Here is a 23,996-nt window from a genome sequence, read left to right on the forward strand (position 1 = left end):
TATGTCAGCCCCCTTCATTTTAGAGGAATTGAGGGGAAACGTATGAGTGTTTCAATTGGAATCGACAATGTAGTAAAAAAATATGGGGATACGACCATCATACCGGACTTGTCCGCCTTTATAAAAAATGGGGAATTCTTTACCCTGCTGGGGCCCTCCGGGTGCGGCAAGACCACTCTGCTGCGCATGATTGCCGGGTTTAACAGCATCGAGGGGGGAACCATCAAATTTGACGACAAGGTCATCAACGATATTCCGGCCCAGAAACGGAACATCGGCATGGTGTTCCAGAGCTATGCCATCTTCCCCCACCTGACGGTACGCCAGAACGTGGAATACGGCCTGAAAATCCGCAAGGTGCCGAAGGAGCACATGAAGGAGCGGGTGGATGAAATTCTTAAGGTGGTAAAAATCGACGAATACCAGGACCGCCTGCCGGAGCGCCTGTCCGGCGGCCAGCAGCAGAGAGTGGCCCTGGCCAGGGCCATTGTCATCCATCCCCAGGTGCTTCTCATGGATGAGCCGCTGTCCAATCTGGACGCCAAGCTGCGTATTGAGATGCGCAGCGCCATCCGTGATGTGCAGAAGCAGGTGGGTATTACCACGGTTTACGTAACCCATGATCAGGAGGAAGCCCTTGCCATATCAGACAGGATTGCGGTCATGAAGCTGGGGATTATCCAGCAGATTGGAAGCCCCCAGGACATCTATGCAAGGCCCTACAATGCATTTGTATCCACCTTTATCGGCCATTCCAATCTCTTTTTCGGAACCATAAGAAAGCAGGGGAGCGTGCCGTCCGTTGTGTTTGAGGGCGGATACCATGTGGAGATGGCAAACCTTGTGGACACGGTGACAGAGGGCCAGAAGGTCGTGGTATCGGTCCGCCCTGAGGAATTCTCGCTGAATCCGGAAGGCATGGAATGCGAAATCATCAGCAGGACCTTCCTGGGCAAATACACCAACTATTTCCTGCGCTTCGGGGACGGCATGGTGCTGGAGGACCAGCCAAGCATTGAGTACTCCCAGGATTTAGGCCATGTGGACCGCATATTCTCAGTGGGAGAAAAGATACGCCTTAGACCGAACCCTAATAAAATCAACGTGTTCACCCAGGACATGGAACAGAGTCTGATAAAGGATGTGAAGAGATATGACGAATAAGAAAATCAGGTGGGACTTCTGGACGATTGTGACAGTGGTCATCATTGCCCTGTTTGCCCTGTTCCTTCTCTATCCGCTCATCAGCCTTTTCTTAAGCGGTTTCAAGGACACGGAGACAGGAGTCTGGACCATTGACAACTATGCCAGGTTCTTTTCAAAGAAGTATTATAAAAGCGCACTGCTCAACTCGTTTAAGCTGACCTTCAGCGTGACCGTGGTAGCCATTATACTGGGGGTGCCTCTGGCCTATTTCATGTCGTTTTATAAGATAAAAGGAAAAGGCCTGCTGGAAATCCTGTTCATCATCTCCATGATGAGTCCCAACTTTATCGGCGCCTACTCCTGGATCCTGCTTCTGGGAAGAAGCGGAACCGTGACCCAGTTCTTAAAGGGCCTGGGAATCCACATGCCGTCTATTTACGGCTTTGGAGGAATGCTGCTGGTATTTGCCCTTAAGCTGTATCCGTTTATCTACATGTATGTATCGGGAGCCCTCAAAAAGATAGATGTGGCCCTGTCTGAGGCGGCGGAAAGCCTGGGATGCGGAGGCCTGAAAAAGGTCTTTACCGTAATCATGCCCCTGGTCACCCCTACCCTGATAGCGGCAGCCCTGCTGGTGTTCATGAACTGTATGGCAGACTTTGGCACCCCGGCCCTGATTGGCGAGGGATACCGTGTTATGCCCACCCTGGTATACTCCGAGTTCGTGGGAGAGACAGGCGGTTCCGCCAACTTTGCGGCATGTATGGCGACCATTATGGTGGTAGTCACCGCAACTGTGTTCCTGCTGCAGAAATGGTATGTGAATACCAAGTCCTTTACCATGAGCTCCATGAGGCCGATTCAGCCCAAGGAGGTCCATGGAATCAAAGGCTTTTTCATTCACCTGTTTATCTATCTGCTGGCAGCCACCTCCATCATACCCCAGTGCATGGTTGTTTACACCTCCTTCCGCGCCACCAAGATGCAGGTGTTTGTGGATGGATTTTCCCTGGAAAGCTACCGCAAGGTGTTCTCCACAGCCATCCAGTCCATCAAGAATACATATCTTTACTGCCTGGCAGCTATTGTGATTATCGTGGTCCTGGGCATGCTCATCGCGTACCTGGCAGTGAGGCGCAAGAGCTGGCTGACCAACGCCATTGACACCATTGCCATGTTCCCGTACATTGTACCGGGTTCCGTCCTTGGTATTACGTTACTGATTGCATTTAACCATCCTCCTATGATGCTGGCCGGTTCCGCCATCATTATGGTCATATCCCTGGTCATCCGGAGGCAGGCATACACGCTGCGTTCCAGCTCCGCCATTCTTTACCAGATCAGTCCCAGCATGGAGGAGGCCGCCATCAGCCTGGGCGATTCACCATCCATGTCCTTTGTGAAGGTGACGGCGAAAATGATGCTTCCGGGTGTTGCGTCCGGCGCCATATTAAGCTGGATTACCCTGATTAATGAACTGAGTTCTTCCGTCATGCTCTATACGGCCAACACAAGGACCATGTCGGTGGCCATATACAATGAGGTCATCCGGGCCAGCTACGGAACAGCCGCTGCCCTGGCAACCATCCTCACCGTTACCACCGTGGTATCCCTGCTCATCTTCTTCAAGGTGTCGGGCAATAAGGACGTGACAATGTAACTGCCGTATGATAAACTGAAAACTGCAGTAATGTGCAGTGTGTTAATATTAAAAATGGTAAAAGGTGCAGGCGTATGGAGAAGCGAAAACAAACATGTTTCAGGGACGAAATCCGGAAAAGTTTGATTTTCCATGCGCTTGCACCTTGCTTTATATCGCTGGTGGTCCTGCTTCTGGTGTTTACAGCAGTGGGGTCCCAGCAGATCATCCGGAAGAGCAGGACCATGCTGGAGCACTTTTCCGGGGAGTTTGAGGGCGTTATAGACAGCTATGTGGACGAAAATAAAAGGATGGCAGGGGAGCTGGACGTGGAACAGTTTAAGGGGCTGCCTTCCTATAAGACAGAGGCAGTGTCGGAGATTTACCGGTTCCTTAACGGGCAGGTTTACAGGGGTGACTATTACCTGTTTGACCGGGACAGGAATCTGGTTTTTTCCACCAACAGCCAGTCCAATGTCATACAGTACATAGGAAATTATCTGCCCTGGAACACAACGGACCAGAATGACAGCAAAAATGACTGTATCTTTATCTATGACAATACGGTGATAGACGGAAGGGCCCTTCCTGCATGGCTCATGTTCCAGACCGTGGTAAAGGACGGAAGGCTCCAGGGATACAGCGGCTTTGTGCTGAAAGCAGATGCGTTTAAGGAACGGCTGGGAAATATGGAACAGCCCGTACTGCTGATTAACAAGTTCAACCGGCTGTTTACCGACGGGGTGTCCAGGTTCCAGAACGACCGGGGCAAGCTGGTGGAGGAATTCCGCGACGGCGGCAGCATGGTGCATCTGGAGAACAGATGGTATTACACGGACAGCGTGTCCGTGCTGGATGAGGAGGCGTCCGTACAGGTCATATACGACTGTACATCCTTTGTCCAGCTGTGCCTTATGTCCCTGGTGCTGGTGGGATTTCTGGCCCTGGCAGTGACCCTGGCCATTTACAGGAGCGCAGGCAAGGTGGCGGACAAAAAGACGGAAATCATTTACGATCTCATAGGCGCCCTGGACCAGGTGGAGAAGGGGGATTTGGATGTGTCCCTGGAAATCACCTCGGGTGATGAGTTTGAGCGCATCGGCCATTCCTTCAACACCATGATAGGCAGCATACGCCATCTGCTGGCCAGGCATCAGGAACTGGCAAAGGAGAACATGCTGGCCACGGTCCAGATTCTGGAATCACAGTTTAACCCGCATTTTCTCTTCAATACCCTGGAATCTATCCGGTATATGATAAAGTTCGGGCCGGGAGAGGCGGAGAAGATGCTGGTCAGCCTGTCCAGAATGCTGCGCTACAGCATCCAGAACGGCAAGGATGTGGTGACGGTGAAGGAGGAGATGGATTTCATCAGCCGGTATCTGCAGGTTATGCTCTACCGGTATGGCGACCGGTTAAGATACAGCATTGACCTGGAGGAGGGCAGCAGGAATGCGTCCATACCAAGGATGGCCCTGCAGCCCATTGTGGAGAATTCCATCAAATATGGTTTTGGTGAGGACCGTGACTGCCTGGAGATCCGTATCAGCACCAGGATACAAAATGAGGTTCTCTCCGTTATCATATCGGACGACGGAGTGGGAATCAGCACAGAGCTTCTGGAGAGGCTGAAGGCCAATCTGGACCAGGGACAGAACCAGACAGACCATATCGGCATCTACAATGTCCATAAGAGGATACGTCTGGTCTATGGAAGCGGGTATGGAGTGGGAATTGACAGTGAAATGGAAAAGGGGACAGTGGTGACGCTCCGGGTGCCCTGCGAAGAGTAAGGCACAGGGGACGGCGCACTCCCGGTGTAAGGATGGGGGGATTCTGTCATGTTATTAAAAGTAGTGATTGTGGAGGATGAGGAGATCATCAGAAAGGGTCTTACCTTTGCCTTAAACTGGCTGGACATGGGCTGTATTATTGTGGGCACGGCCAAGGACGGGGCAGAGGGGCTGGAGACCATACGGAGGGAGCAGCCGGATATTGTGCTGACCGACATAAAAATGCCTAAGATGAACGGGCTTAAGATGATAGAGACAGCCATCAAGGACCAGCAGTTTTACAGCCTGGTGCTGACCAGCTATTCGGAGTTTGAGCTGGCCCGGCAGGCCATCCATATGGGTGTCACGGACTATCTGCTAAAGCCTGTGGACGAGGATGAGCTGAAGGAGTCTCTGGACAAAATCCGTCAGCAGATAGCTTACGCCAGCAAGTATGAGAAAATCGAGAAGATATCCCAGGACAGGCTACTGACAGTCTATGATGAATGGAAGATATTTGACAGCGCAAAGAACAGCATGGATCCCTACGTAAAGAGAACCTATGAGTTCGTGAAGCAGCATTACAAGGAAAAGGTGAGCATCAACCAGGTGGCGGAAAGCCTGGGGGTCAGCACCAGCTATCTCAGCAGGAAGCTGAAGGCCGGGCTTAACACCACCTTTGTGGACCTGCTGAACCAGTACCGGATTAAGAAGGCCCTGAATATGCTGAGCCAGGGCACCATGCGGATCTATGAGATATCCGACGAGCTGGGATTCAGCGAGTATAAACATTTCTGCGGTGTATTCAAGAAATACACCAATGTGACACCCTCGGAGTTCTTAAAGAACGGAGGTGTGGCTGTGGTGGGCGAGAAGGACAGCCGCGGGTGAGAGGGTAAGAAAAGGAGGAGGCGCCTTTTGGCGGAATGAACCTATGATTCCGCCTGGGATCCGGCCTGGGGGTCTGTCCGGGGTCCGGCCTGGGATTCTGTCTGGGGTCCGGCCTGGGATTTTGCCAGGGGCTCTGCCTGGGATTCTGCCGCAGGTCCGGCCTGGGACGGTGTGGCGGGCTGCACCGGAACCAGCGGGTCCTTGATGCCGTATAACCGTTTCCACTCCTTTGTGCCCTCCACCTTTACCGCCTCACAGCGGTTCAGATTCAGGAATTTTACCAGTTCATAACAGCTGACCCAGATTTCATTGTTGCTGTCCTTTTGGGACTCATCAAATATGAGTTCCAGGCCAAAGTGGAGATGGGGGTCGTCGATGTTGTTGGTGTTCTCGGTGCGGCTGTAACCGGTGCGCCCCAGATAGCCTATGACGTCCCCGGCCTGCACCACGCTTCCCACCTCCAGGCCTGACTGGTAGGGGTAATTCTTGCGCAGATGGGCGTAATAGTAGTACCGCTTGTGGTCAAAGCTGCGTATTCCCAGCCGCCAGCCGCCGTACTGGTTCCAGCCCAGGGCTTCCACATAGCCGGATTCCACGGCAACCACCGGAGTTCCCACCTGGCCCATCATGTCGTGGCCCAGGTGCTGGCGCTTGAAGCCATAGCTGCGGGCCACGCCAAAGTCGTCAAAATCGCTGTAGGGAAAGCCCTTGGCAATGGGAGAAAATGCCTTGAGCCCGTATTTGGTCACCCAGACCGTGGCGGGGTCTCCGGGGGCGCCTCCTGCCACTCCGGAAGGCAGATAAGCGGCCGGGGCTTCGCCTGCCGGTATCTCTGCCTCAAACTGCCCTACCATGCCGTCTAATACAGCTCCGTAGGCCTGGCGGTAATAAGAGTAATATTTCATGTCTTTTGTCAGTTCTTCTATGGTGGTTTCACCATTTTTCAGTTTTTCTGCCACAGCGGTCATGTGTTCCGGCTTATATTTGGAAAAATCCCCGCCGTAACGGGTTCCCAGATAGGCCAGCAAATCCACCCAGTTCAGATGAACGTCAGCCTGGCAGGTGTCCACGTCAAGGCGGAATGCCTGGTTCATGGCCTCCGAAGTGACGCCGAAGTCCACCCATTTGATATAATCCTTATTTTTAGCTTCTTTTTTGTCTGTCCCTGTCTTGTCCGGGTCTGCTCCGTCTATGTTTTCCAGGGGATTCATGTATCCGGCCAGCCTGGAGGCCTGGCTCATGACTGCCTGGCCCGGGTCTGTTTTAAACAGGAAGATGCTGAGACACAGCAGGCTCAGCACCATCATTTCCCCGTAAATCACTGTCTTTGTACTGATATGTAAATGCTCCCGGAGCATTCGGAAGAATCTCATGATATAACCGCCTCCTGACACCCTTTTGGGAAATATGGGTCCTGGAGTAATCTTATGTCTGTCCGTGCTGTTTTATGCATGAATGAAGGGGGAGGGGCAATTTGTACAAAAGAAAAACTTCCTTCTTTTGGCCGTAAACGTATACGGCCGTAAAATTTACGAAAAAATGCCTAAATTATTATGCAAAATGCATAGGGGTACCTGTGCATTTTGTTGGTTCTGGAAATGGCGGGAAAACCTGGCTGATGGTATAATATTTTTAAGCGTAAACGTTTACGAAAACCATTCTTTAAAACGGAGAAATGGGGAGAAGGCCTATTATGAAACAAGTGACAATCAAAGATATTGCCAGGGAGGCAGGGGTATCCATCGCCTCTGTATCCAGGGCGTTAAACGGGATGGATGGTATCAGCGAGGAAAACCGCAGCCGGATATTACGGGTATGCGAACGGCTCTCCTACACGCCCAACGGCCTGGCCCGGAGTCTTGTGAAGCGCAGGACTCAGACCATAGGCATCATCATGCCGGATATCATGAGCCCTTTTTATTCCGAACTCATGGTGAAGGCCTCGGATGCTGCCCACAAAAGAGGGTATCAGGTATTATTATGCAACAGCTTCCGGGAGCTGAAGGCAGAGAGGGATTATCTGAAGCTTCTGGCAGAGCACCAGGTGGAGGGAATCCTGATATTTCCCATTGGTCCCAGGAGCACGGAGAGCATGGCTGAGTTTATTCATAATGTACCCATGGTAGCCCTTAACGAGCTTACGGGCCAGTGCGGGATTCCCTATGTCTGCGCCGACGAGGAGCAGGCGGGCAGAATCGCCGCCGAGTATCTCATATCCAAAGGGTGCAGGAACCTGCTGTTTGTGGGGTTCAAGCCCGAACGCCTGGCCCACCGCTACAGGGCCGCCAGTTTTCTGGAGACAGCCAGGGCAAAGCGGATTCCGGCCCAGGTATACGAGTGCAATCTGGATTTTCGGACCAGCTTTGAAAGGGGATATAACCACTTCAAGCATTTCCTTCAAAGCGGACTGGCCATGCCGGACGGAATCGTGGCTGCCAGCGATGCCACGGCCAACGGGATTGTCAAGGCATGCCGGGAAAATGGAATCCGCATACCTGAGGATTTTTCACTCATTGGGTTTGACAACATAACCGAGGAATTGCCCTACATCGAGCTTACAACGGTGGCAGTTTCCCATGAGGAACAGATGGAGACCGCCGTGGAGCTGCTGCTGGGAATGGTGGAGGAGGGCGCGCCTGTGGGGGGAAAGGCTTCTGTGAAGCTGGAACCGAGGCTGGTGGAGCGCCGTTCCTGCAAGGGATAGACAAGGGATAAACAAGGGATAAAATGAAGGGCTGACAGAAGAGAGTATGCAGGCAACAGAAAGGAGCAGGCAGTATGCAGACAGATACAAAGGCCGGAACAAAAGGCGGCGTCCGGGAATTTTCCAGGAAACGCCGTCTTATGAATCAGGCAGGAAGCATTGTAAAGAATCCATACAATATCATGGTGGTGATTTCCGTGATATTCATGGTTTATCTGATTCTGATTCCTCTGGGACAGATGATTATACAGACGCTTACCCTGGCAGGCGCAGACGCGGCCAGGGTGGACGGGGGAAGGGAGGGGATGTTTACCCTCTATTACTGGAAACGGGTTCTGACCAGCAGCATTTCCCAGAAAATGCTGTGGACGCCCCTTAAGAATTCCTTATTGATATCCGTGTGCACGGCTGCGTTTGGAATTACCCTGGGCTCACTGCTGGCATGGCTCATGGTCCGCAGCGACCTGCCATATAAGAAATTCTTTTCCCTGGCCCTCATCATTCCCTATATGATACCATCCTGGTGCAAGTCCATGGCATGGCTGACCATATTCAAGAATGAACGCGTGGGCGGCGCCCAGGGCCTTCTGGGATTTTTGGGGATTCAGACACCGGACTGGCTGGCCTACGGGCCGTTTGCCATTATCGTGGTGTTAGTCATCCACTATTATGCCTATGCCTACCTGCTGGTGTCCTCGGCCCTCAGCTCCATCAACTCGGAGCTGGAAGAGATGGGGGAAATCCTGGGAGCCAGCAAGGCCAGGATACTTACAAAGATTACATTCCCGCTGGTGATGCCGGCTATTCTGTCCGCGGTTATCATGACCTTTTCAAAGGCAATGGGCACCTTCGGCGTTCCGTCGGTTTTAGGGCTTAAAATCGGATACTACACCGTATCCACCACCATGTACAACTCCATACAGAACGGGCAGAACCGGGTGGCGTTTGCCATATCTCTGATTCTCATAGCCATTGCCTCCTTCAGCGTGTTCTTAAACCAGAAGGCCATTGGTTCCAGAAAATCCTTCAGTACCATAGGAGGAAAGGGCAGCAGGAGCAATCCCATACGCCTGGGCAAATGGAGGCCGGTTATCGTGGGGATTCTCATTGCCTTCATCGCAGTGGCCGTTGTGTTTCCGGTGGTCATTCTGCTGTACCAGTCCTTTATGCTGGAGCCGGGCAACTACAGCCTCAGCAATTTCACCCTTCATTACTGGACCGGAGGTTCCGTGCCCACCATTGACCAGGGTGAGCCGGGTATATTTAAGAATCCGCAGTTCATGAAATATGTGGTCAACACCATCAAGCTGGTGGTGCTTACCTCCCTGTTTGCAACCGTGTTCGGACAGCTGATTGGCTATATCAATTCCAGGGGACGCAAGCTGTTCTCAGGAAAACTGGTGGAGCAGCTGGTATTTATACCTTACCTGATTCCATCCATTGCCTTTGGCGCCATGTACCTGGCTCTCTTTGCAACGGCTAAGAAAATAGAAATGTTCGGCTACCGCATCACCCTGGTACCGTCCCTGTACGGCTCCTTTGCCCTGCTGGTGCTTATCGCTGTGGTGAAGAACATGCCCTTTGCCTCCAGGGCGGGAACATCCAATATGCTCCAGATCAGTACGGAGTTAGAGGAAGCCGCCCAGGTGGAAAACGCGGGATTCCTGCGCAGGTTCTTTAAGATTGTGTTCCCTCTGTCAAAGGGCGGTATGATAAGCGGATTCATGCTGGTGTTTATCAGCATCATGAAGGAACTGGACCTGATAGTTATACTCATGACGCCCAGCCAGCAGACGCTGCCCTATATGGCGTACGCCTATTCGGCGGAAAATCTGATTCAGCTGTCCAGTGCAGTGACCATCGTTATGTTTGTGCTGGTATTCTTCGTCTACTGGTTTGCCAATACCTTTACGGACGCGGACATCACCAAGGGCTTTTAATGCGGGAGGATATGAAAGATGAGCAGAATTGAATTAAGAGGAATCAATAAATATTACGGCAGGAACCATGTGTTAAAGGACATCAACCTGGTGATTGAGGACGGGGAGTTTATGACACTGCTGGGGCCGTCCGGCTGCGGAAAGACAACCACCCTGCGCGTGGTGGCAGGCCTGGAGAAACCCCAGGAAGGGTATATGTACATGGGGGACAGGGAGATTGTCAATGCGCCTGAAAAGTTTTATGAGGAACCGGGAAAACGCCATCTTAACCTGGTATTCCAGTCGTATGCCCTTTGGCCCCATATGACGGTATTTGACAATGTGGCCTTTGGCCTGGAAGTGGCAAAGGTGCCCAAGGAGGAGATACGAAGGAAGGTGGAAAATGCCTTAAAACGCATGAGGATTGAGGCGTTCATTGACCGGTATCCGTCGGAACTGTCAGGCGGACAGCAGCAGCGCGTGGCCATAGCCAGAGCCATTGTGTCGGAGCCGGAGGTGCTGCTTTTGGACGAGCCGCTGTCCAATCTGGACGCCAAGCTGAGAATCGAGATGAGAAGTGAAATTAAACGGCTCCATCAGGAGTTAGGCACCACCATTATCTATGTGACCCATGACCAGACGGAGGCCCTGACCATGTCTACCAAAATAGCCATTTTCTTTGAGGGTGTGCTGGAGCAGGTGGCGCCGCCCATGGAGCTGTACCAGAATCCTGCCTCCCTGCGTGTGGCTGACTTTATCGGCAATCCAAAGGTGAATTTCCTTCCGGGAAAGGCCAGGGTGGCGGGAGATACCATGACCGTGGAATCCGTTTTGGGAACCGCGTCTTATGACAGGAAGTCCTTTACCGGGGAAGCCCCGGGTGACGGAAGCTTTGAGGCAGTGGTCGGGGTGAGACCGGAGTTGGTGGAGATACTGGACGGACCCGCAGAGGGGAGCATAGAGGCGGAAGTATACTCTGTGATGCCGGCCGGTTCAGAGACAACCATTTACCTGGAGGTGGGCGGGGAACGAATCCTGTCCAAGCAGAACGGACTTAAGCAGTACAGTCCGGATCAAAAGGTGTGGCTGCGGATTAATCCGGATAAGATGAACGTGTTTTGCAAGGACAGCGGCAGGCTGGCAAAGCTGGCTGTCATGGACGCACAGCAGGACCAACAAAATTCAATTAAATGATAAAGGAGAAGAAATCATGAGGAGAAGAGGAAAACGTTTATTGGCACTGGCTTTGGCAGGCGTGATGGCTGCATCTGCGCTTACGGGCTGCGAAAAGATTGAGGACACAAAGGCTGCATCCGGGAACACAACAGCTGCCAAGGCAGCAGATGAGGGCAAGGCCGGGGAGCAGCCGGGAGTAGGAGAGACGCAGAAGGAGGCGGCTGGAGACAAGGCAGGGGAGAATGCGGCAGGGGAAAATGCAGCAGGAGGAAATGCAGCGTCTGCCCCGGAGGAGCAGTGGGCCGTGGACGCGGGACTGTATGAGGATGAATCCTCAGATGAACTGTATAAGAAGGCACTGGACGAGGAGGGCGGGAAGGTAGTCATTTATTCCATTTCCAGCCGTATGGCTAAGGTAAAGGCCAGCTTTGAGGAGGATTATCCCGGCATGACCCTGGAGGTATATGACATCAATGCCAATGACATGTCCACCAAACTGAGCACAGAGTACAACTCGGGTATACGCACAGCTGACGTAATCCATTCCAAGGAACAGACAGGGGATTACATGATTAATTTCTTTAACAAGGGAATCCTGCACAATTACCAGCCTGAATCCATTTACAAGAATGTGAACCAGGAATATTTAAAGGATATGACGCCTTTGTACTTTGAGACTGACTGGTGGTTCTACAATACCGGCATCTATACGGAAACCCCCATCACCAACTGGTGGGATGTGACAAAGCCGGAATGGAATGGAAGCTTCGTGCTCCAGAACCCAATCGGCACAGTGAGCTACATGGCCCTGTTCACCACTATGGTGGAGCATGCGGACGAGATGGCGGAAGCCTATAAGGCGTGCTACGGCGAGGATATTGTACTGGCGGACGACGAGCCCATGGCAGCCCATGCCTGGATGAAGCGGGTGCTGGAAAATGATCCGGTCATCTTTGACTCAAACAACGAGGTCATCCAGTCTGTGGGAGAGGGCAAGGAGTCAAAGCTCATTGGCTACACACCGTCCTCCAAGTACCGGGAGCGGGCTGACAAGGGGTGGAATATCGAATCCGAGCCCCTTAAGATGGAGCCTGTTTCCGGCGTGGCCTTCATGAACTTTGTGGCAGTGGTAAACGAGGCGCCTCATCCAAACGGAGCCAAGCTGCTGATTCGCTATCTGTTAGGCGGCGAAGATGGAAACGGAAATGGTATCAAACCATTCAACACCATCGGAGGATGGCCGGTACGCCCGGAGACAACCCCGGCAGAAGGCAATATCCCCTTGGAGGATATGAAGCTTTGGATGATTAATTATGACTTCGTCTATAAAAATCTGCAGGATGTACAGGACTACTGGTACCAGTTCCGGTAATATGCAGTGGCGTAAAGGAGAGGAGAGCTTCGGATGCCGGACATATTAGAGGGATACAGGAAGCAAAAGGAATATCTGATCTGCGTCGATTCAGATGGCTGTGCCATGGATACCATGGACTCAAAACATATAACCTGTTTCGGGCCCTGTCTGATTCCGGTCTGGGGGCTTTCACAATGGGAGCAGAAGATACGCAGGCGCTGGGATGAGATCAATCTTTACACCATGACCAGGGGAATCAACCGCTTTAAGGGCCTGGCCATGATTCTGGCAGAAATTGACCGGACATATAAAGCAGTGCCGGATGTGGATGCCTTTGTCCGATGGACAGGGGAAGCGCCGGAGTTGTCAAACCAGGCGGTAAAGGCCCAGTGGGAACGGACCGGAAAGGAGATATTCCGACAGGCACTGGAATGGTCTGAGGAAGTAAACCGGAAAATCGGGGCCATGCCGGAAGAAGCCAAATGCGCCTTTGACGGTGTGCGTGAGGCCCTTAAGGCGGCCCATGAGACAGCGGACGTGGCAGTGGTATCCTCTGCCAACAAAAAAGCGGTGGAGGAAGAATGGCAGAGACAGGGCCTGATGGAATATGTGGACGTGGTCCTGTCCCAGGACTCCGGGTCAAAGTCCGCCTGTATCAATGCTCTTCTGAAAAAGGGGTATTGCCCGGACCATGTGCTCATGGTGGGGGATGCGCCGGGGGACTGTGAGGCAGCGGGGGACAACGGGGTATATTACTATCCCATCCTGGTAAAGCATGAGGAGATGTCCTGGCGCCGGTTCCCGGCCGAGGCGCTAAAAAGGCTGGTTATGGGGGAATACGGAGGGGCCTGGCAGGAACAGATGGTGAGAACATTTCGCGATAATCTGTCCTGATGCCGGTATTTACATATCCGGCTCTCCATCAGCAACATGGCATCACAAGTACCAGGCTGATGGAATCAGAGCATTTCCCCGGCAGGCTTTGCCTTGCAGTGAAGAATGGATTTTCAGGCCGCAGCGATGCTTCGTCTGCGGCCTTTTTTTGCGATCCGGGGAATGCGCGGCGTATTAATTTCCTGTTGGATTGTATGGGGTGTGCCTGGTTTTAATGGGGGGCGGGTGGGGTGAAACAGGCATTCCCTTCCTTTCATGGGGCTCTGGCAGGAGTCTGGTATTTCAGGCGGGGAGGAGAGTGGGGAAATGGGAAAGCGGGTATAAGGACAAACTGGCGCAGGGCTGAACAGGCAGCAGATTTAAGTGGAAAAAGCGCCCTGATTTATGTATAATGGAGACAGCGGTGAAAGCGGCATGAAGGAGGATTACATAATGGAAAATTTTGAGTTTTTTACACCAACCAGGATGATATTTGGAAAGAATACCCATCAGCAGGTAGGAAAGATTGTCAAGGAATACGGATTTAAGAAGGTGCTGGTGCATTTCGGCGGGTCCAGCGCTAAGAAGTCCGGACTTCTGGACGCAGTTACAGGCTCTCTTGAGGCAGAGGGAATACAGTATGTGACGCTGGGGGGCGTACAGGCCAATCCCACTCTGTCTAAGGCCAAGGAGGGCATCGAACTGTGCCTGAAGGAGGGCGTGGATCTGGTGCTGGCTGTTGGAGGAGGCAGCGTGATTGACTCATCCAAGTGTATAGCAGACGGCGCAGGGAACCCGGATGTGGATGTATGGACCTATTTCCGCCAGGAGGCTGTGCCTGCCAGGGCATTGCCGGTGGGCGTCATTCTTACGCTTTCTGCCTCGGGCAGTGAAATGAGCGCGTCCTGTGTCATTACAAATGAGGAAAATGGATTTAAGCGGGGCTTTAACAGCGTGACCCACCGCCCGCTGTTTTCCATCTGCAACCCGGAGCTGACCTGCACGGTAAGCAAATACCAGACAGCCTGCGGAACAGTAGATATCATGATGCATACCCTGGAGCGGTATTTCAGCAAGACCAGGGATACGGAACTGACGGACCGCATAGCCGAGGCATTGTTAAAATCCACGGTGGAGGCAGGAAGGATTGCCGATAAAGCTCCGGATAACTATGAAGCCAGAGCCGCTCTTATGTGGGGAGGAAGCCTTTCCCACAACGGGTTGACAGGGGCTGGAAGGGATTTCTTCATGCAGGTCCACCAGCTGGAGCATGAGCTTTCCGGCATGTACCCATCCATTGCCCACGGAGCAGGTCTGGCAGCCCTGTGGCCATCCTGGGCCAGGTTTGTGTGCCCCAGTGATGTGAACCGCTTCGCACGTTATGCGGTCCAGGTGTGGAACATAGACATGGATTTTGACTGCCCTATGAACACGGCCCTGGCAGGAATCCGGGCCACAGAAGATTTCTATAAGAGCCTGGGTATGCCCTCTTCCTTAAAAGAACTGGGTGTGGAGGAAGAACGCCTGGAAGAAATGGCTGTCAAGTGCACCAACATGGGAAAGCGTACCCTGCCGGGCATCCGGGAACTGGGCAAGGAAGAGATGATGGAAATTTACAGGATGGCTTTGGGAGAGTAGCGGGTACAGGAGAATCGCGGATTCAGGAGAATCGCGGGTATGGAGATACCAGCCGCAGATGGATAATGGCCATAGGAGTTTAGCCTGCCCGGAAAATACGAAGGAGACAGAAAATGGATGCAATAGACAGGCGCAGAAGTATACGCAGGTTCTCAGACAAGGAAATACCCCATGAGGTTATCTGTAAAATTGTGGAAAGCGGGATAAAGGCACCATCAGCAAAGAACAGGCAGCCATGGAAATTTATGGTCATTCAGGGACAGGCAAAAGAAAACATGCTGAGGGCGTTTCAGGCCGGAATCCAGCGGGAGAAGGCAGGAAAAGCCATGCTGCCGGACAGCAGCAGGCACCTGGGAGGCGCGGAGTACACGGTACAAATCATGGAACAGGCGCCTGTGGTCATATTTGTCCTGAATCCCCTGGGGAAGGGGATGTTTTCTCCCCTCAACGACGAGGACAGGATTTATGAGCTCTGTAATATCCAGTCTGTCAGCGCGGCAATTGAGAATATGCTTTTGGAAGCAACGGATATGGGAATCGGCAGTCTGTGGATCTGCGACATATTCTTTGCCTATGAGGAGCTGTGCGCATGGATGGACTGCGGGGATGAGCTGGTGGCAGCCGTGGCCTTTGGGTATCCGGAGGAATCGCCGCCGCCACGTCCGCGCAAAAAGCTGGAGGATGTGGTAGTCTGGAAGCGCTGAGTCAGAACGTTGGGTTTGAAATGGGGAAATGGGGAAATTATGGCGCAGCCTATTGCCAACCACCCTCATATGTGCTATGATTCAGCTATAATTAAATAAAGTTCTTCGGGGCAGGGTGTGATTCCCTACCGGCGGTAATAGTCCGCGACCCGCTACGGCGGCTGATCTGGTGTGATTCCAGAACCGACAGTATAGTCTGGATGAGAGAAGAAGGTGTGTAAGTGGTAGATGAACAGGCCCCGGATTATTTGCGTATCCGGGGCTTTTATAGTGCACGCATTCCGAAGGACACATATACGCACGTAAGTGACCGGAAAACGGACACCAAGTGCTCATAACGGGCCCCTTCACTAGGTTCGTGGGAGACCTCACCAAGTGAAGGGTCATGTATCGCACGTAAGTGACCAAAATACGGTCACTAAGTGCTCATAACAAGGAGGATAGGGAAATGAAACAGAATCACTTACTCAGTGTAAGGAATGTAACCGTCATGGCCATGTTCGGCGCCCTGGCGGCAGTGCTTATGATTTTTGAGGTGCCGCTTCCATTTATCGCGCCGTCATTTTACGGCATGGATATCAGTGAGGTGCCGGTGCTTGTGGGTACCTTTGCCCTGGGGCCTGTGGCAGGCGTTGTCATGGAACTGGTGAAAATACTGGTGAAGCTGATACTAAAGCCTACCAGCACGGGATTTGTGGGGGAGTTTGCCAATTTTTGCTTTGGATGCTCCCTTGTGCTGCCGGCCGGTATTATTTACAGGCTTAAAAAGACGAAAAAGGGGGCTGTCATGGGAATGGCTGCGGGAACTGTAATCATGACAATTGTGGCTGTGATACTCAATGCGGTTGTTATGCTTCCGTTCTATTCCCATTTCATGCCCCTGGACACCATCATTGCTGCAGGCGCGGCCATCAACCCGGCTATCAGCAATGTGTGGACATTCGTAATCCTGGCTGTAGGCCCCTTTAATATACTGAAAGGCGCCATTGTAAGCCTGCTCACCGCCCTGGTCTATAAAAGGGTCAGCGTTATCATCCATTCGGATTCAGGACGGCGGGCGGTTAAGGCTTCTTAAGGATTCACATCCGGCGCCGGGTGTGAATGAGATGAGGATACAGCCTGTTTTACCGGAAGCATTTCGATATATCCCCTGGTCCCTATGGGTTCCAGCTGAATTCTGGGATTTTCAGGGTCAGGGGCCAGACCGATGACCGACAGATCGTAACGTTCCATGGCTGTCTGAACCATCTGTATGGCCTGGCAGAAGTCCTCTTCCTCGAAGGGCTCTCCCTGAAACATGAGGTAACTGGCAGCCGGCAGCTGGATTACATCAAAGCCCTCCGGCACAGGACCGCTGTAGTCTGAGGATACTTCCACGCCCTGAACGTATTGGGATGTACCCTCCGGGCGGTATTGTTCGGGAAGCCAGAGGCATAACGGTTCGCCGCTTATGGATTTGATGCTGGTGAGAAGTCCCCACACATCACAGCCGGCTTCATTGCAGTAGGTCATGTAATCATACGCCTGGATGCCCCGCTTAAGGATGACCTTGCGGGCTGGTTTTTCAATGACCTGAATAAATACGTTCTTAATTTGTTCCATATTCATGGGCTCCTTTTCTGTGAATCTGTATTTTACGCCGTAGGGGGTCATCAGATACAGGGGAACGGGATGAGCGGCGTATTCACGGGGATTACAGCCGAATTCGCGGAGAAATGCCCTCTGGTATCCGTCCACGCTTCCGAATCCCAAATCAAAAGCAACATCAATGACTTTGCAGTCCTCGTCCCGCAGCCGCAGGGCGGACCGGGACAGTTTGTAACGCCGGATGTAGTCAGCCGGCGAAAGACCGGTCAGCTTCCTGAACAGCCTGGCAGAATACCAGGGAGAAAAATGGGAGGCCTTCGATAAATCAGCCAGAGTAATGGACTCCTGCCAGTGGCTCTCTATATAATCCTGCATTCTTTGGACTGCTTCTATCTGTTCTTTCATCTGTATCACCTCCGACGTTTATCATTATACAGAACCGGAAAAAGGATTTCTCGACTATTCTTGCCCATGTAAGTAAAAAACCACCACGGCAATATAGAACCGTGGTGATTTCCTATCTCTTAACATAACTCTGTAATCCGCCGTAGATAAATCCGCCGTACACGAATCCTGTGTACACGAATGCGGCGTACACCGCACGTTTACAGCGGGATGATTTCCCCGTCATCCGGCACCAGCAGATTGCCGTCATAGTATTCCCTGCCCTCAGCCGTATATAGGGCTTTGCGCTCCGACAGGTGTTTGTCCTCCGTATGCCATAGCACAAGGTTGGGGATGGAGAGCTCCTTTGCCAGCTCGCAGGCCTCTTTTACCGTGCTGTGGTGTTTTTCATAGGGTTCGAAGATATCACGGTCGCGGTACAGGCAGAAGGCTTCGTGAAGCAGCCAGTCACTGCCTTCCACGTAGGGGCGGCACTCCGCGTTGTACGGCTCATCGCCTGCGCAGGTGAACCGGCGGCCGTTTTTCAGAGTGGTGGTAAATCCGAACTGCCTGGCCTTGGTGGACAGTATATCAAAGAAGGTGACGTCATAGTCCAGGATATGGACTGTCTCGCCGTCCTCCACCGGCACCAGGAAAATGCGGCTTCCAATCATCTTATAGAACTTGCCCTGGATCGTCAGGCGGCAGATGGTGGAGATGGTATCCACCAGTCCCTGGTGGCAGTAAATCTGCAGCTCGCCTTCATACTTTCCTTTTTTCATGGCAGCAGCCACCATGCGCACCATCCACACAATACCCATGATGTGGTCCGTGTGCTCATGGGTGACGAAAATGTTGTGGATATGGCACAGGTCCACATCCATATCCTCCAGGATGCGCAGGATGCCGTTTCCTCCTCCTGCATCCACCATGAAATATTCATCCCCGTCCTTTATGGCAAAACAGGTATTATAACAGCGGGTGGCCTGGGCGTTTCCTGTTCCAAATACGTATAATTCCTCCATTGGCATCTCTTCTCCTTAGAAAAAATTTAGATAATCTTAAACCTTTGTTCAGTTGGAAAAACTTTTCATTTCATTAAGAATATGTTACTATAACTTTAAATAAAATGCAATTGGGATTGGGGGAATATGATGATGAGGGATTTGGCATATCTTAAGCTCCTGGCAAAAGAATACCCCACAGTAAAGGAAGCCACCAGTGAAATTGTCAATCTGACAGCGATTTGCAGTCTTCCCAAGGGAACCGAATATTTTTTCAGCGACTTGCACGGGGAATATGAGGCGTTTATACACCTGCTGCGTTCTTCGTCCGGCATTACCCGGGAGAAAATCAAGGAGACCTTCGGCCACCTGATTCCCGAGGAGGAGCAGGTACAGCTGGCAAACCTGATTTATTATCCGGAGCGGAACCTGGCCCGTATGATGAAACAGGGGCACTACACCGAGGATTGGCAGAAAATCACCATCTACCGCCTGGTACAAAGCTGCAAGGAGGTGTCCTCCAAGTACACCCGCTCAAAAGTCCGCAAGAAGATGCCGCAGGAATTTGCCTACATCATTGACGAGCTGCTTCACGTGGACTACAACGACGATAACAAGAAACTGTACTATAACGAAATTATACACTCCATCATTGAGAATGACACGGCGGACAAGTTCATCATTGCCCTGTGCCATCTGATTCAGAACCTGACCATTGACAACCTTCATATTATAGGCGACATCTACGACAGGGGGCCAAGGGCGGACATTATCATGAATGAGCTCATGTGCTTCCACGATGTGGATATACAGTGGGGGAATCATGATATTTCATGGATGGGGGCAGCAACAGGAAATCTGGCCTGCATCTGCAATGTGCTGCGCATTGCCATCAGTTACAACAGCTTTGATGTGCTGGAGGATGGTTACGGCATCAACCTAAGGCCCCTTTCCATGTTTGCAGCCAAGGTGTACCAGGACGACCCCTGCACACGGTTCATGCCCAAAATTCTGGACGAGAACATTTACGATGCAGTGGACCCCGGCCTGGCGGCCAAGATGCACAAGGCCATTGCGGTGATTCAGTTTAAAGTGGAGGGCGCCATGATTAAGCGCCATCCGGAGTATGAGATGGACAACAGGGTCCTTTTGTCCGGTGTGGACTTTGAGAAGGGTACAGTGGTCATTGAAGGAAAAACATTTCCCATGCTGGACATGAATTTCCCGACCGTGGACCCAAAGAATCCTCTGGAGCTGAGCCGTGGTGAGAAGGAGCTGCTGCGCACCCTGCAGGCCTCCTTCAAGCATGGGGAACTGCTACATAAGCATATAAGATTCCTGTACTCCCATGGGGCCATTTATAAATGTTATAATTCCAACCTCCTTTACCATGGCTGTATTCCCATGAAAAAGGACGGTTCTTTCGATACCATCACCATGAACGGGGTATCCTATGGCGGGAAGGCGCTGATGGACTTCTTTAACCAGCAGGTTCAGAATGCCTATTTCATGCCGGAGGGGACGCCCGGTAAGGAGCAGGCCATGGATATGATGTGGTATCTGTGGTGCGGGGCAAAATCCCCTGTATTCGGCAAGGATAAGATGACTACCTTTGAACATTATTTCGTAGAGGATAAATCCACATATAAGGAAGTGATGAACCCCTACTACCAGCTGAGCCTGAAGGAAGAATTCTGCAACCGCCTGCTGGAGGAATTCGGGCTTCCCGTGGAGGGCTCCCACATTATCAACGGCCATGTGCCGGTTAAGCTAAAGGATGGGGAGAAGCCCATGAAGGCGGGCGGTAAGCTGTTCATCATTGACGGCGGTCTATCGAAGGCATACCAGAGCACCACGGGCATTGCGGGATATACCTTGATTTATAATTCACATCACCTGGCTCTGGCAGAGCACAGGCCCTTTGACCCTAAGAAGGAGAGCACGCCAAAGGTATCCGTGGTGGAGAAAGTAAAGAGCAGGGTGATGGTGGCTGATACGGATAAAGGAAAAGAATTAAAAGGACAGATAGCCGATTTGAAGGAGCTGGTAGCTGCTTACAGAGAGGGAACGATTAAGGAAAGGGTTGAGTAATGAGCAGGACAGAATTTTTGCAAGGACTAAAAAGTGAGCTGGAAGGACGGGTACCCTATTCCGTCATACAGGAGAATTTGCGGTATTATGACTCCTATATTATGGAGGAGGCTGCCAAGGGACAGACAGAGGATGAGGTCATAGAGAGCCTGGGAGGTCCGAGAATCATTGCCAGGACCATAGTGGACGCTGCCCTTGACACCGAGGACAGGCCGGATGGATTTGATTCCTTTGAATCAGAAGCATCCTACCGTTCAGGGCCGGCAGGAAGCAGCCAGGAAGAACGGGAACCGTTCAGGGGGAAAAAACCGGAGGTCCATTATGTGGACTTTGGCAAGTGGTATGTCAGGCTCATTGCCGGGCTGGTGGTATTCCTGGTCATATTCCTGGTGATGACTGTGTTCTTCGGCATCATGGGACTGGCTGGCTGGATTCTGTCCTATATATGGCCGGTGCTGCTGGTAATGCTGGCCGTGTGGATGTTCAGGGGACCCAGGAGATAATCAGAAGCAGATATTGGGCTGATGGGGCGGAAGTATATGGCAAAAGCATATGACCAAGGCATATGGCAAAAGCATATGAAAGAAACATATGAAAGAAGCACATGGCAGGAGCTGTTAAAAAACAGCTCCTTTTTCTTGACAAAAATGTGAATAAATAATATACTGTTTTTAATAAACGTAATATTTGCGTAATATTTACATTTTCAGGAAAATAGATGGAAGTTAGGAGAATCAGCGTGAGCATAAGGGGATTAGGGAAAGGAATCATAAAGGCATCAGGGCTTATATGCCTGTGTGCAGGACTGTGGGTGGTGAACCCTATGGACAGCCAGGCAGCTGTAAAGCAGGCAGAGGTCCAGACCCGGTCCTCCTATGTAGTGAAGATAGAGGCGCCTGCTGTGGACGTACACAGAAGTGCCAGTGAAGGTTCGGCCAGACAGGGCCAGGTTATGAGGGGCCAGACTTATGAGGTGCTGGGAAGAACGGAACAGGGCTGGGTTAAGATCCGCACCGGCGGAAGGGAAGGATACATAAAGACCTCCGGTAATGCCACGGTTGTGGAAAAAGCGCATGAAACCGTAGATGAGGATGCCAAGATGCGCCGTCAGGTAGTGGAGTATGCCCTTCAGTTCGTGGGCGGACGTTACCAGTACGGCGGTGTGGACCCCAATAAGGGAGTGGACTGCTCCGGCTTTACCAGATACGTGCTGGGCAAGGCTGCTTCCATCAGTCTTCCTCATTCGTCCACCGGACAGTCCTCATACGGGAAGTCTGTGACAGAGGACCAGATGCAGCCGGGCGACCTGCTGTTTTACGCCGGAGGCGGGGGCATCAACCATGTAGCCCTGTACATTGGAGACGGGGAAGTGGTGCATGCATCCACAGAAAAGACGGGAATCAAGACGTCCCCATATAATTACAGAAAACCAGTTAAGATTGTAAGCCTGCTGTCCTGAGACAGCAGGTTTTTTTGTGATCTGGGCCGGGAGGGGAGCCGTATCAGGGAGGAAATTCATTTTTAATTCAAAATTACTACATAAAATGTTAAAAATAATGAAGGAAATATTAAATATGTCTAAAATTGTTGACGTGAGATAAAATTGTGATATAATACATTTGTAATGAATGTAACAATTATGTAATAAATAAACTCCGGCTACATTCAGTATAAAACCATGATGGGAGAGTTTCTTCAATGAGAAAAATGTTAGGCAGCCTTTTAAAGGCAGGAGCTGTATGCGGGATGCTGATGGTCATGAATCCATTTACTTCCCTGGCTGCAATCGGTCCTGGATTCACAGCAGGTACATACATTGCCACCATTACAGCAGAGAGCGTCAACATTAACAAAAGCCAAGACAGTGAAGAAGTACTGATGACAGCCAAAACAGGGAATACATACGAAGTCCTGGAGGATATGGGAAACGGATGGATGAAGGTCCGGGTCAATGAATCCGAAGGATTTCTGCCTGTATCCGGTAATGCTACCGTGGAGCAGGTAGGAGAAAGTGAGATGGCAGAGGTACAGCAGGATGCCATTGAATCCTCAGATACATATAAGCGCCAGCAGGTGGTGAATTACGCCATGCAGTTTGTAGGCGGAAGATATAAGTACGGCGGCAGCGACCCGCGTACAGGGACGGACTGTTCCGGATTTACCAGATACGTACTGCAGAATTCAGCAGGAATTTCCATGAACCGTTCTTCCGGCGGACAAGCCCAGCAGGGGATCGCCATTAGCGCTGACCAGATGCAGCCGGGAGATTTGATTTTTTACGGCAGCGGAAGAAGTATTAACCACGTAGCCATGTATATTGGCAACGGACAGATCGTACATGCTTCAACGGAGAGGACAGGCATTACCGTGTCCAACTGGAATTACAGGAATCCGGTGAAGATAGTAAATGTGCTAGGATAGGATTTTCAATATATATAAGCAGGGCCTGTCGGAGTATTCCGGCGGGCCTTTGTGCTGTCTGGCAGAACTAAAAGATAACGGTAATATGAAAATAGGAACGACCAAGGTATAAAAAAGAGACCGCTTCCTTTTGGAAAACGGTCCCTGTCAGGTCAATCTCTATTATGCAGCGCAAACATTTACTGCCTGTAAGCCTCTTGGGCTGTTTGTAATGTCAAATGTAACGGCCTGGCCTTCTTCCAGAGACTTGAAGCCATTGGAGGCAATTCCGGAAAAATGAACGAAAATATCCATTCCGTTCTCTTCGTTTGTGATGAAGCCGTAGCCCTTCTGTGAGTTAAACCATTTTACTGTACCTTTGTTCATGAAAGATACCTCCATAATATAATATTATATTTTCGATAAAAATAAAAATCACATATTTTTGTAAATCATCATAGGAATAATGACTTACAAAAATATGTGAAATCAAAATCTTATTAAAAATACCCATTAAACATACCATGTTTTACGGTTGAAGTCAAGGGAGAATTGAAAAAAATAGGGAAGTGAAAATAGGGAAGCAGATACAACGAAATTACAAAGAGTTGTCCCCGGATAGGGGAGCTATCCGGGGACTTCTCAAGGGGAGTATAAATAATTAATAAGGATGAGGTCATGGTTTAAGGGAAACCATTTTACCTCATATTATTT

General features: G+C 51.2%; 21 protein-coding genes and 1 riboswitch. Of the genes, 17 read left to right on the forward strand and 4 right to left on the reverse strand.

All coding sequences use genetic code 11. The features are described 5' to 3' along the window. Positions 1 to 42: 42 nt before the first annotated feature. The 4 genes from LI015_RS00105 to LI015_RS00120 all read left to right on the forward strand — a co-directional run bounded on the left by LI015_RS00105 (position 43) and on the right by LI015_RS00120 (position 5,448). Positions 43 to 1,164: an ABC transporter ATP-binding protein gene (locus LI015_RS00105; protein ID WP_002568062.1), complete on the forward strand. Its 1,122-nt coding sequence runs from the start codon at positions 43 to 45 to the stop codon at positions 1,162 to 1,164. Continuing rightward, positions 1,154 to 2,806, forward strand: a complete 1,653-nt coding sequence (locus LI015_RS00110) for an ABC transporter permease (protein WP_002568061.1) — start codon at positions 1,154 to 1,156, stop codon at positions 2,804 to 2,806. The genes LI015_RS00105 and LI015_RS00110 overlap by 11 nt, the downstream gene beginning before the upstream one ends. A 74-nt stretch (positions 2,807 to 2,880) precedes the next feature. Beyond that, positions 2,881 to 4,578, forward strand: a complete 1,698-nt coding sequence (locus tag LI015_RS00115; protein ID WP_227123685.1) for a sensor histidine kinase — start codon at positions 2,881 to 2,883, stop codon at positions 4,576 to 4,578. A gap of 48 nt (positions 4,579 to 4,626) precedes the next feature. Further along, a complete protein-coding gene (locus tag LI015_RS00120; RefSeq protein WP_002568059.1) occupies positions 4,627 to 5,448 on the forward strand; it encodes a response regulator transcription factor in 822 nt (273 codons plus the stop codon). 41 nt (positions 5,449 to 5,489) lie between these two features. On the opposite strand, the gene LI015_RS00125 is transcribed toward LI015_RS00120, so the two are convergent. Then, a complete protein-coding gene (locus LI015_RS00125; protein WP_227123686.1) occupies positions 5,490 to 6,821 on the reverse strand; it encodes a M23 family metallopeptidase in 1,332 nt (443 codons plus the stop codon). A gap of 320 nt (positions 6,822 to 7,141) precedes the next feature. Here LI015_RS00125 and LI015_RS00130 point away from each other — a divergent pair, with 320 nt between their 5' ends. The 9 genes from LI015_RS00130 to LI015_RS00170 all read left to right on the forward strand — a co-directional run bounded on the left by LI015_RS00130 (position 7,142) and on the right by LI015_RS00170 (position 16,891). Next, positions 7,142 to 8,152 carry a LacI family DNA-binding transcriptional regulator gene (locus tag LI015_RS00130; RefSeq protein WP_002568057.1) on the forward strand — a complete coding sequence of 337 codons (1,011 nt, stop codon included), beginning with the start codon at positions 7,142 to 7,144 and terminating at the stop codon, positions 8,150 to 8,152. A gap of 74 nt (positions 8,153 to 8,226) precedes the next feature. Beyond that, the gene (locus LI015_RS00135; RefSeq protein WP_002571683.1) at positions 8,227 to 10,092 is read left to right on the forward strand and encodes an ABC transporter permease; all 1,866 of its coding nucleotides are present in this window, start codon (positions 8,227 to 8,229) and stop codon (positions 10,090 to 10,092) included. 18 nt (positions 10,093 to 10,110) lie between these two features. Next, the gene (locus tag LI015_RS00140; protein WP_118017471.1) at positions 10,111 to 11,265 is read left to right on the forward strand and encodes an ABC transporter ATP-binding protein; all 1,155 of its coding nucleotides are present in this window, start codon (positions 10,111 to 10,113) and stop codon (positions 11,263 to 11,265) included. Between the two features lie 16 nt (positions 11,266 to 11,281). Further along, complete coding sequence (locus tag LI015_RS00145) at positions 11,282 to 12,619, forward strand: ABC transporter substrate-binding protein (protein ID WP_227123688.1); 1,338 nt, start codon at positions 11,282 to 11,284, stop codon at positions 12,617 to 12,619. Between the two features lie 33 nt (positions 12,620 to 12,652). After that, positions 12,653 to 13,495: an HAD family hydrolase gene (locus tag LI015_RS00150; protein ID WP_118017473.1), complete on the forward strand. Its 843-nt coding sequence runs from the start codon at positions 12,653 to 12,655 to the stop codon at positions 13,493 to 13,495. A 230-nt stretch (positions 13,496 to 13,725) separates the two neighbouring features. Next, positions 13,726 to 13,887: a hypothetical protein gene (locus tag LI015_RS00155; RefSeq protein ID WP_007036567.1), complete on the forward strand. Its 162-nt coding sequence runs from the start codon at positions 13,726 to 13,728 to the stop codon at positions 13,885 to 13,887. A gap of 40 nt (positions 13,888 to 13,927) precedes the next feature. After that, positions 13,928 to 15,112, forward strand: a complete 1,185-nt coding sequence (locus LI015_RS00160) for an iron-containing alcohol dehydrogenase (RefSeq protein WP_227123689.1) — start codon at positions 13,928 to 13,930, stop codon at positions 15,110 to 15,112. 113 nt (positions 15,113 to 15,225) lie between these two features. After that, positions 15,226 to 15,816, forward strand: a complete 591-nt coding sequence (locus LI015_RS00165) for a nitroreductase family protein (protein ID WP_002568051.1) — start codon at positions 15,226 to 15,228, stop codon at positions 15,814 to 15,816. Positions 15,817 to 15,913: 97 nt separating this feature from the next. Further along, positions 15,914 to 16,032: riboswitch (FMN riboswitch) on the forward strand. 232 nt (positions 16,033 to 16,264) lie between these two features. Beyond that, complete coding sequence (locus LI015_RS00170; protein ID WP_002568050.1) at positions 16,265 to 16,891, forward strand: ECF transporter S component; 627 nt, start codon at positions 16,265 to 16,267, stop codon at positions 16,889 to 16,891. Here LI015_RS00170 and LI015_RS00175 read toward each other — a convergent pair. Further along, the gene (locus tag LI015_RS00175) at positions 16,888 to 17,808 is read right to left on the reverse strand and encodes a helix-turn-helix domain-containing protein (protein WP_227123691.1); all 921 of its coding nucleotides are present in this window, start codon (positions 17,806 to 17,808) and stop codon (positions 16,888 to 16,890) included. The two genes, LI015_RS00170 and LI015_RS00175, sit on opposite strands and share 4 nt — an antisense overlap. A gap of 200 nt (positions 17,809 to 18,008) precedes the next feature. Beyond that, the gene (locus LI015_RS00180) at positions 18,009 to 18,818 is read right to left on the reverse strand and encodes an MBL fold metallo-hydrolase (RefSeq protein WP_002568048.1); all 810 of its coding nucleotides are present in this window, start codon (positions 18,816 to 18,818) and stop codon (positions 18,009 to 18,011) included. A gap of 123 nt (positions 18,819 to 18,941) precedes the next feature. On the opposite strand from LI015_RS00180, the gene LI015_RS00185 reads away from it, so the two are divergent. The 4 genes from LI015_RS00185 (at position 18,942) to LI015_RS00200 (ending at position 23,303) form a co-directional block, all read left to right on the forward strand. Beyond that, positions 18,942 to 20,882 carry a fructose-bisphosphatase class III gene (locus LI015_RS00185; RefSeq protein WP_002568047.1) on the forward strand — a complete coding sequence of 647 codons (1,941 nt, stop codon included), beginning with the start codon at positions 18,942 to 18,944 and terminating at the stop codon, positions 20,880 to 20,882. Further along, positions 20,882 to 21,385 (forward strand): HAAS signaling domain-containing protein, encoded by a 504-nt coding sequence (locus tag LI015_RS00190; protein WP_002568046.1) that lies wholly within the window; start codon positions 20,882 to 20,884, stop codon positions 21,383 to 21,385. The genes LI015_RS00185 and LI015_RS00190 overlap by 1 nt, the downstream gene beginning before the upstream one ends. 215 nt (positions 21,386 to 21,600) lie before the next feature. Then, positions 21,601 to 22,341 carry a C40 family peptidase gene (locus tag LI015_RS00195; protein ID WP_002571689.1) on the forward strand — a complete coding sequence of 247 codons (741 nt, stop codon included), beginning with the start codon at positions 21,601 to 21,603 and terminating at the stop codon, positions 22,339 to 22,341. Positions 22,342 to 22,580: 239 nt separating this feature from the next. Next, on the forward strand, positions 22,581 to 23,303 hold the full coding sequence (locus tag LI015_RS00200) for an NlpC/P60 family protein (RefSeq protein WP_002568044.1): 723 nt from the start codon (positions 22,581 to 22,583) through the stop codon (positions 23,301 to 23,303). A gap of 162 nt (positions 23,304 to 23,465) precedes the next feature. On the opposite strand, the gene LI015_RS00205 is transcribed toward LI015_RS00200, so the two are convergent. Next, a complete protein-coding gene (locus LI015_RS00205; protein ID WP_002568043.1) occupies positions 23,466 to 23,669 on the reverse strand; it encodes a cold-shock protein in 204 nt (67 codons plus the stop codon). Positions 23,670 to 23,996 lie beyond the last annotated feature (327 nt).

This window comes from Enterocloster sp. 210928-DFI.2.20, from assembly GCF_020554465.1.
GTDB lineage: Bacteria > Bacillota > Clostridia > Lachnospirales > Lachnospiraceae > Enterocloster > Enterocloster bolteae.

Bases quoted from the DNA above. Each gene is read 5' to 3' on its own strand.
- LI015_RS00175 (WP_227123691.1), bottom strand. From the start codon at position 17,808: ATGAAAGAACAGATAGAAGCAGTCCAAAGAATGCAGGATTATATAGAG.
- LI015_RS00110 (WP_002568061.1), top strand. From the start codon at position 1,154: ATGACGAATAAGAAAATCAGGTGGGACTTCTGGACGATTGTGACAGTG.
- LI015_RS00135 (WP_002571683.1), top strand. From the start codon at position 8,227: ATGCAGACAGATACAAAGGCCGGAACAAAAGGCGGCGTCCGGGAATTT.
- LI015_RS00125 (WP_227123686.1), bottom strand. From the start codon at position 6,821: ATGAGATTCTTCCGAATGCTCCGGGAGCATTTACATATCAGTACAAAG.
- LI015_RS00120 (WP_002568059.1), top strand. From the start codon at position 4,627: ATGTTATTAAAAGTAGTGATTGTGGAGGATGAGGAGATCATCAGAAAG.
- LI015_RS00115 (WP_227123685.1), top strand. From the start codon at position 2,881: ATGGAGAAGCGAAAACAAACATGTTTCAGGGACGAAATCCGGAAAAGT.
- LI015_RS00170 (WP_002568050.1), top strand. From the start codon at position 16,265: ATGAAACAGAATCACTTACTCAGTGTAAGGAATGTAACCGTCATGGCC.
- LI015_RS00200 (WP_002568044.1), top strand. From the start codon at position 22,581: ATGAGAAAAATGTTAGGCAGCCTTTTAAAGGCAGGAGCTGTATGCGGG.
- LI015_RS00160 (WP_227123689.1), top strand. From the start codon at position 13,928: ATGGAAAATTTTGAGTTTTTTACACCAACCAGGATGATATTTGGAAAG.
- LI015_RS00180 (WP_002568048.1), bottom strand. From the start codon at position 18,818: ATGCCAATGGAGGAATTATACGTATTTGGAACAGGAAACGCCCAGGCC.
- LI015_RS00130 (WP_002568057.1), top strand. From the start codon at position 7,142: ATGAAACAAGTGACAATCAAAGATATTGCCAGGGAGGCAGGGGTATCC.
- LI015_RS00145 (WP_227123688.1), top strand. From the start codon at position 11,282: ATGAGGAGAAGAGGAAAACGTTTATTGGCACTGGCTTTGGCAGGCGTG.
- LI015_RS00140 (WP_118017471.1), top strand. From the start codon at position 10,111: ATGAGCAGAATTGAATTAAGAGGAATCAATAAATATTACGGCAGGAAC.
- LI015_RS00150 (WP_118017473.1), top strand. From the start codon at position 12,653: ATGCCGGACATATTAGAGGGATACAGGAAGCAAAAGGAATATCTGATC.
- LI015_RS00105 (WP_002568062.1), top strand. From the start codon at position 43: ATGAGTGTTTCAATTGGAATCGACAATGTAGTAAAAAAATATGGGGAT.
- LI015_RS00165 (WP_002568051.1), top strand. From the start codon at position 15,226: ATGGATGCAATAGACAGGCGCAGAAGTATACGCAGGTTCTCAGACAAG.
- LI015_RS00190 (WP_002568046.1), top strand. From the start codon at position 20,882: ATGAGCAGGACAGAATTTTTGCAAGGACTAAAAAGTGAGCTGGAAGGA.
- LI015_RS00185 (WP_002568047.1), top strand. From the start codon at position 18,942: ATGATGAGGGATTTGGCATATCTTAAGCTCCTGGCAAAAGAATACCCC.
- LI015_RS00195 (WP_002571689.1), top strand. From the start codon at position 21,601: ATGGAAGTTAGGAGAATCAGCGTGAGCATAAGGGGATTAGGGAAAGGA.
- LI015_RS00205 (WP_002568043.1), bottom strand. From the start codon at position 23,669: ATGAACAAAGGTACAGTAAAATGGTTTAACTCACAGAAGGGCTACGGC.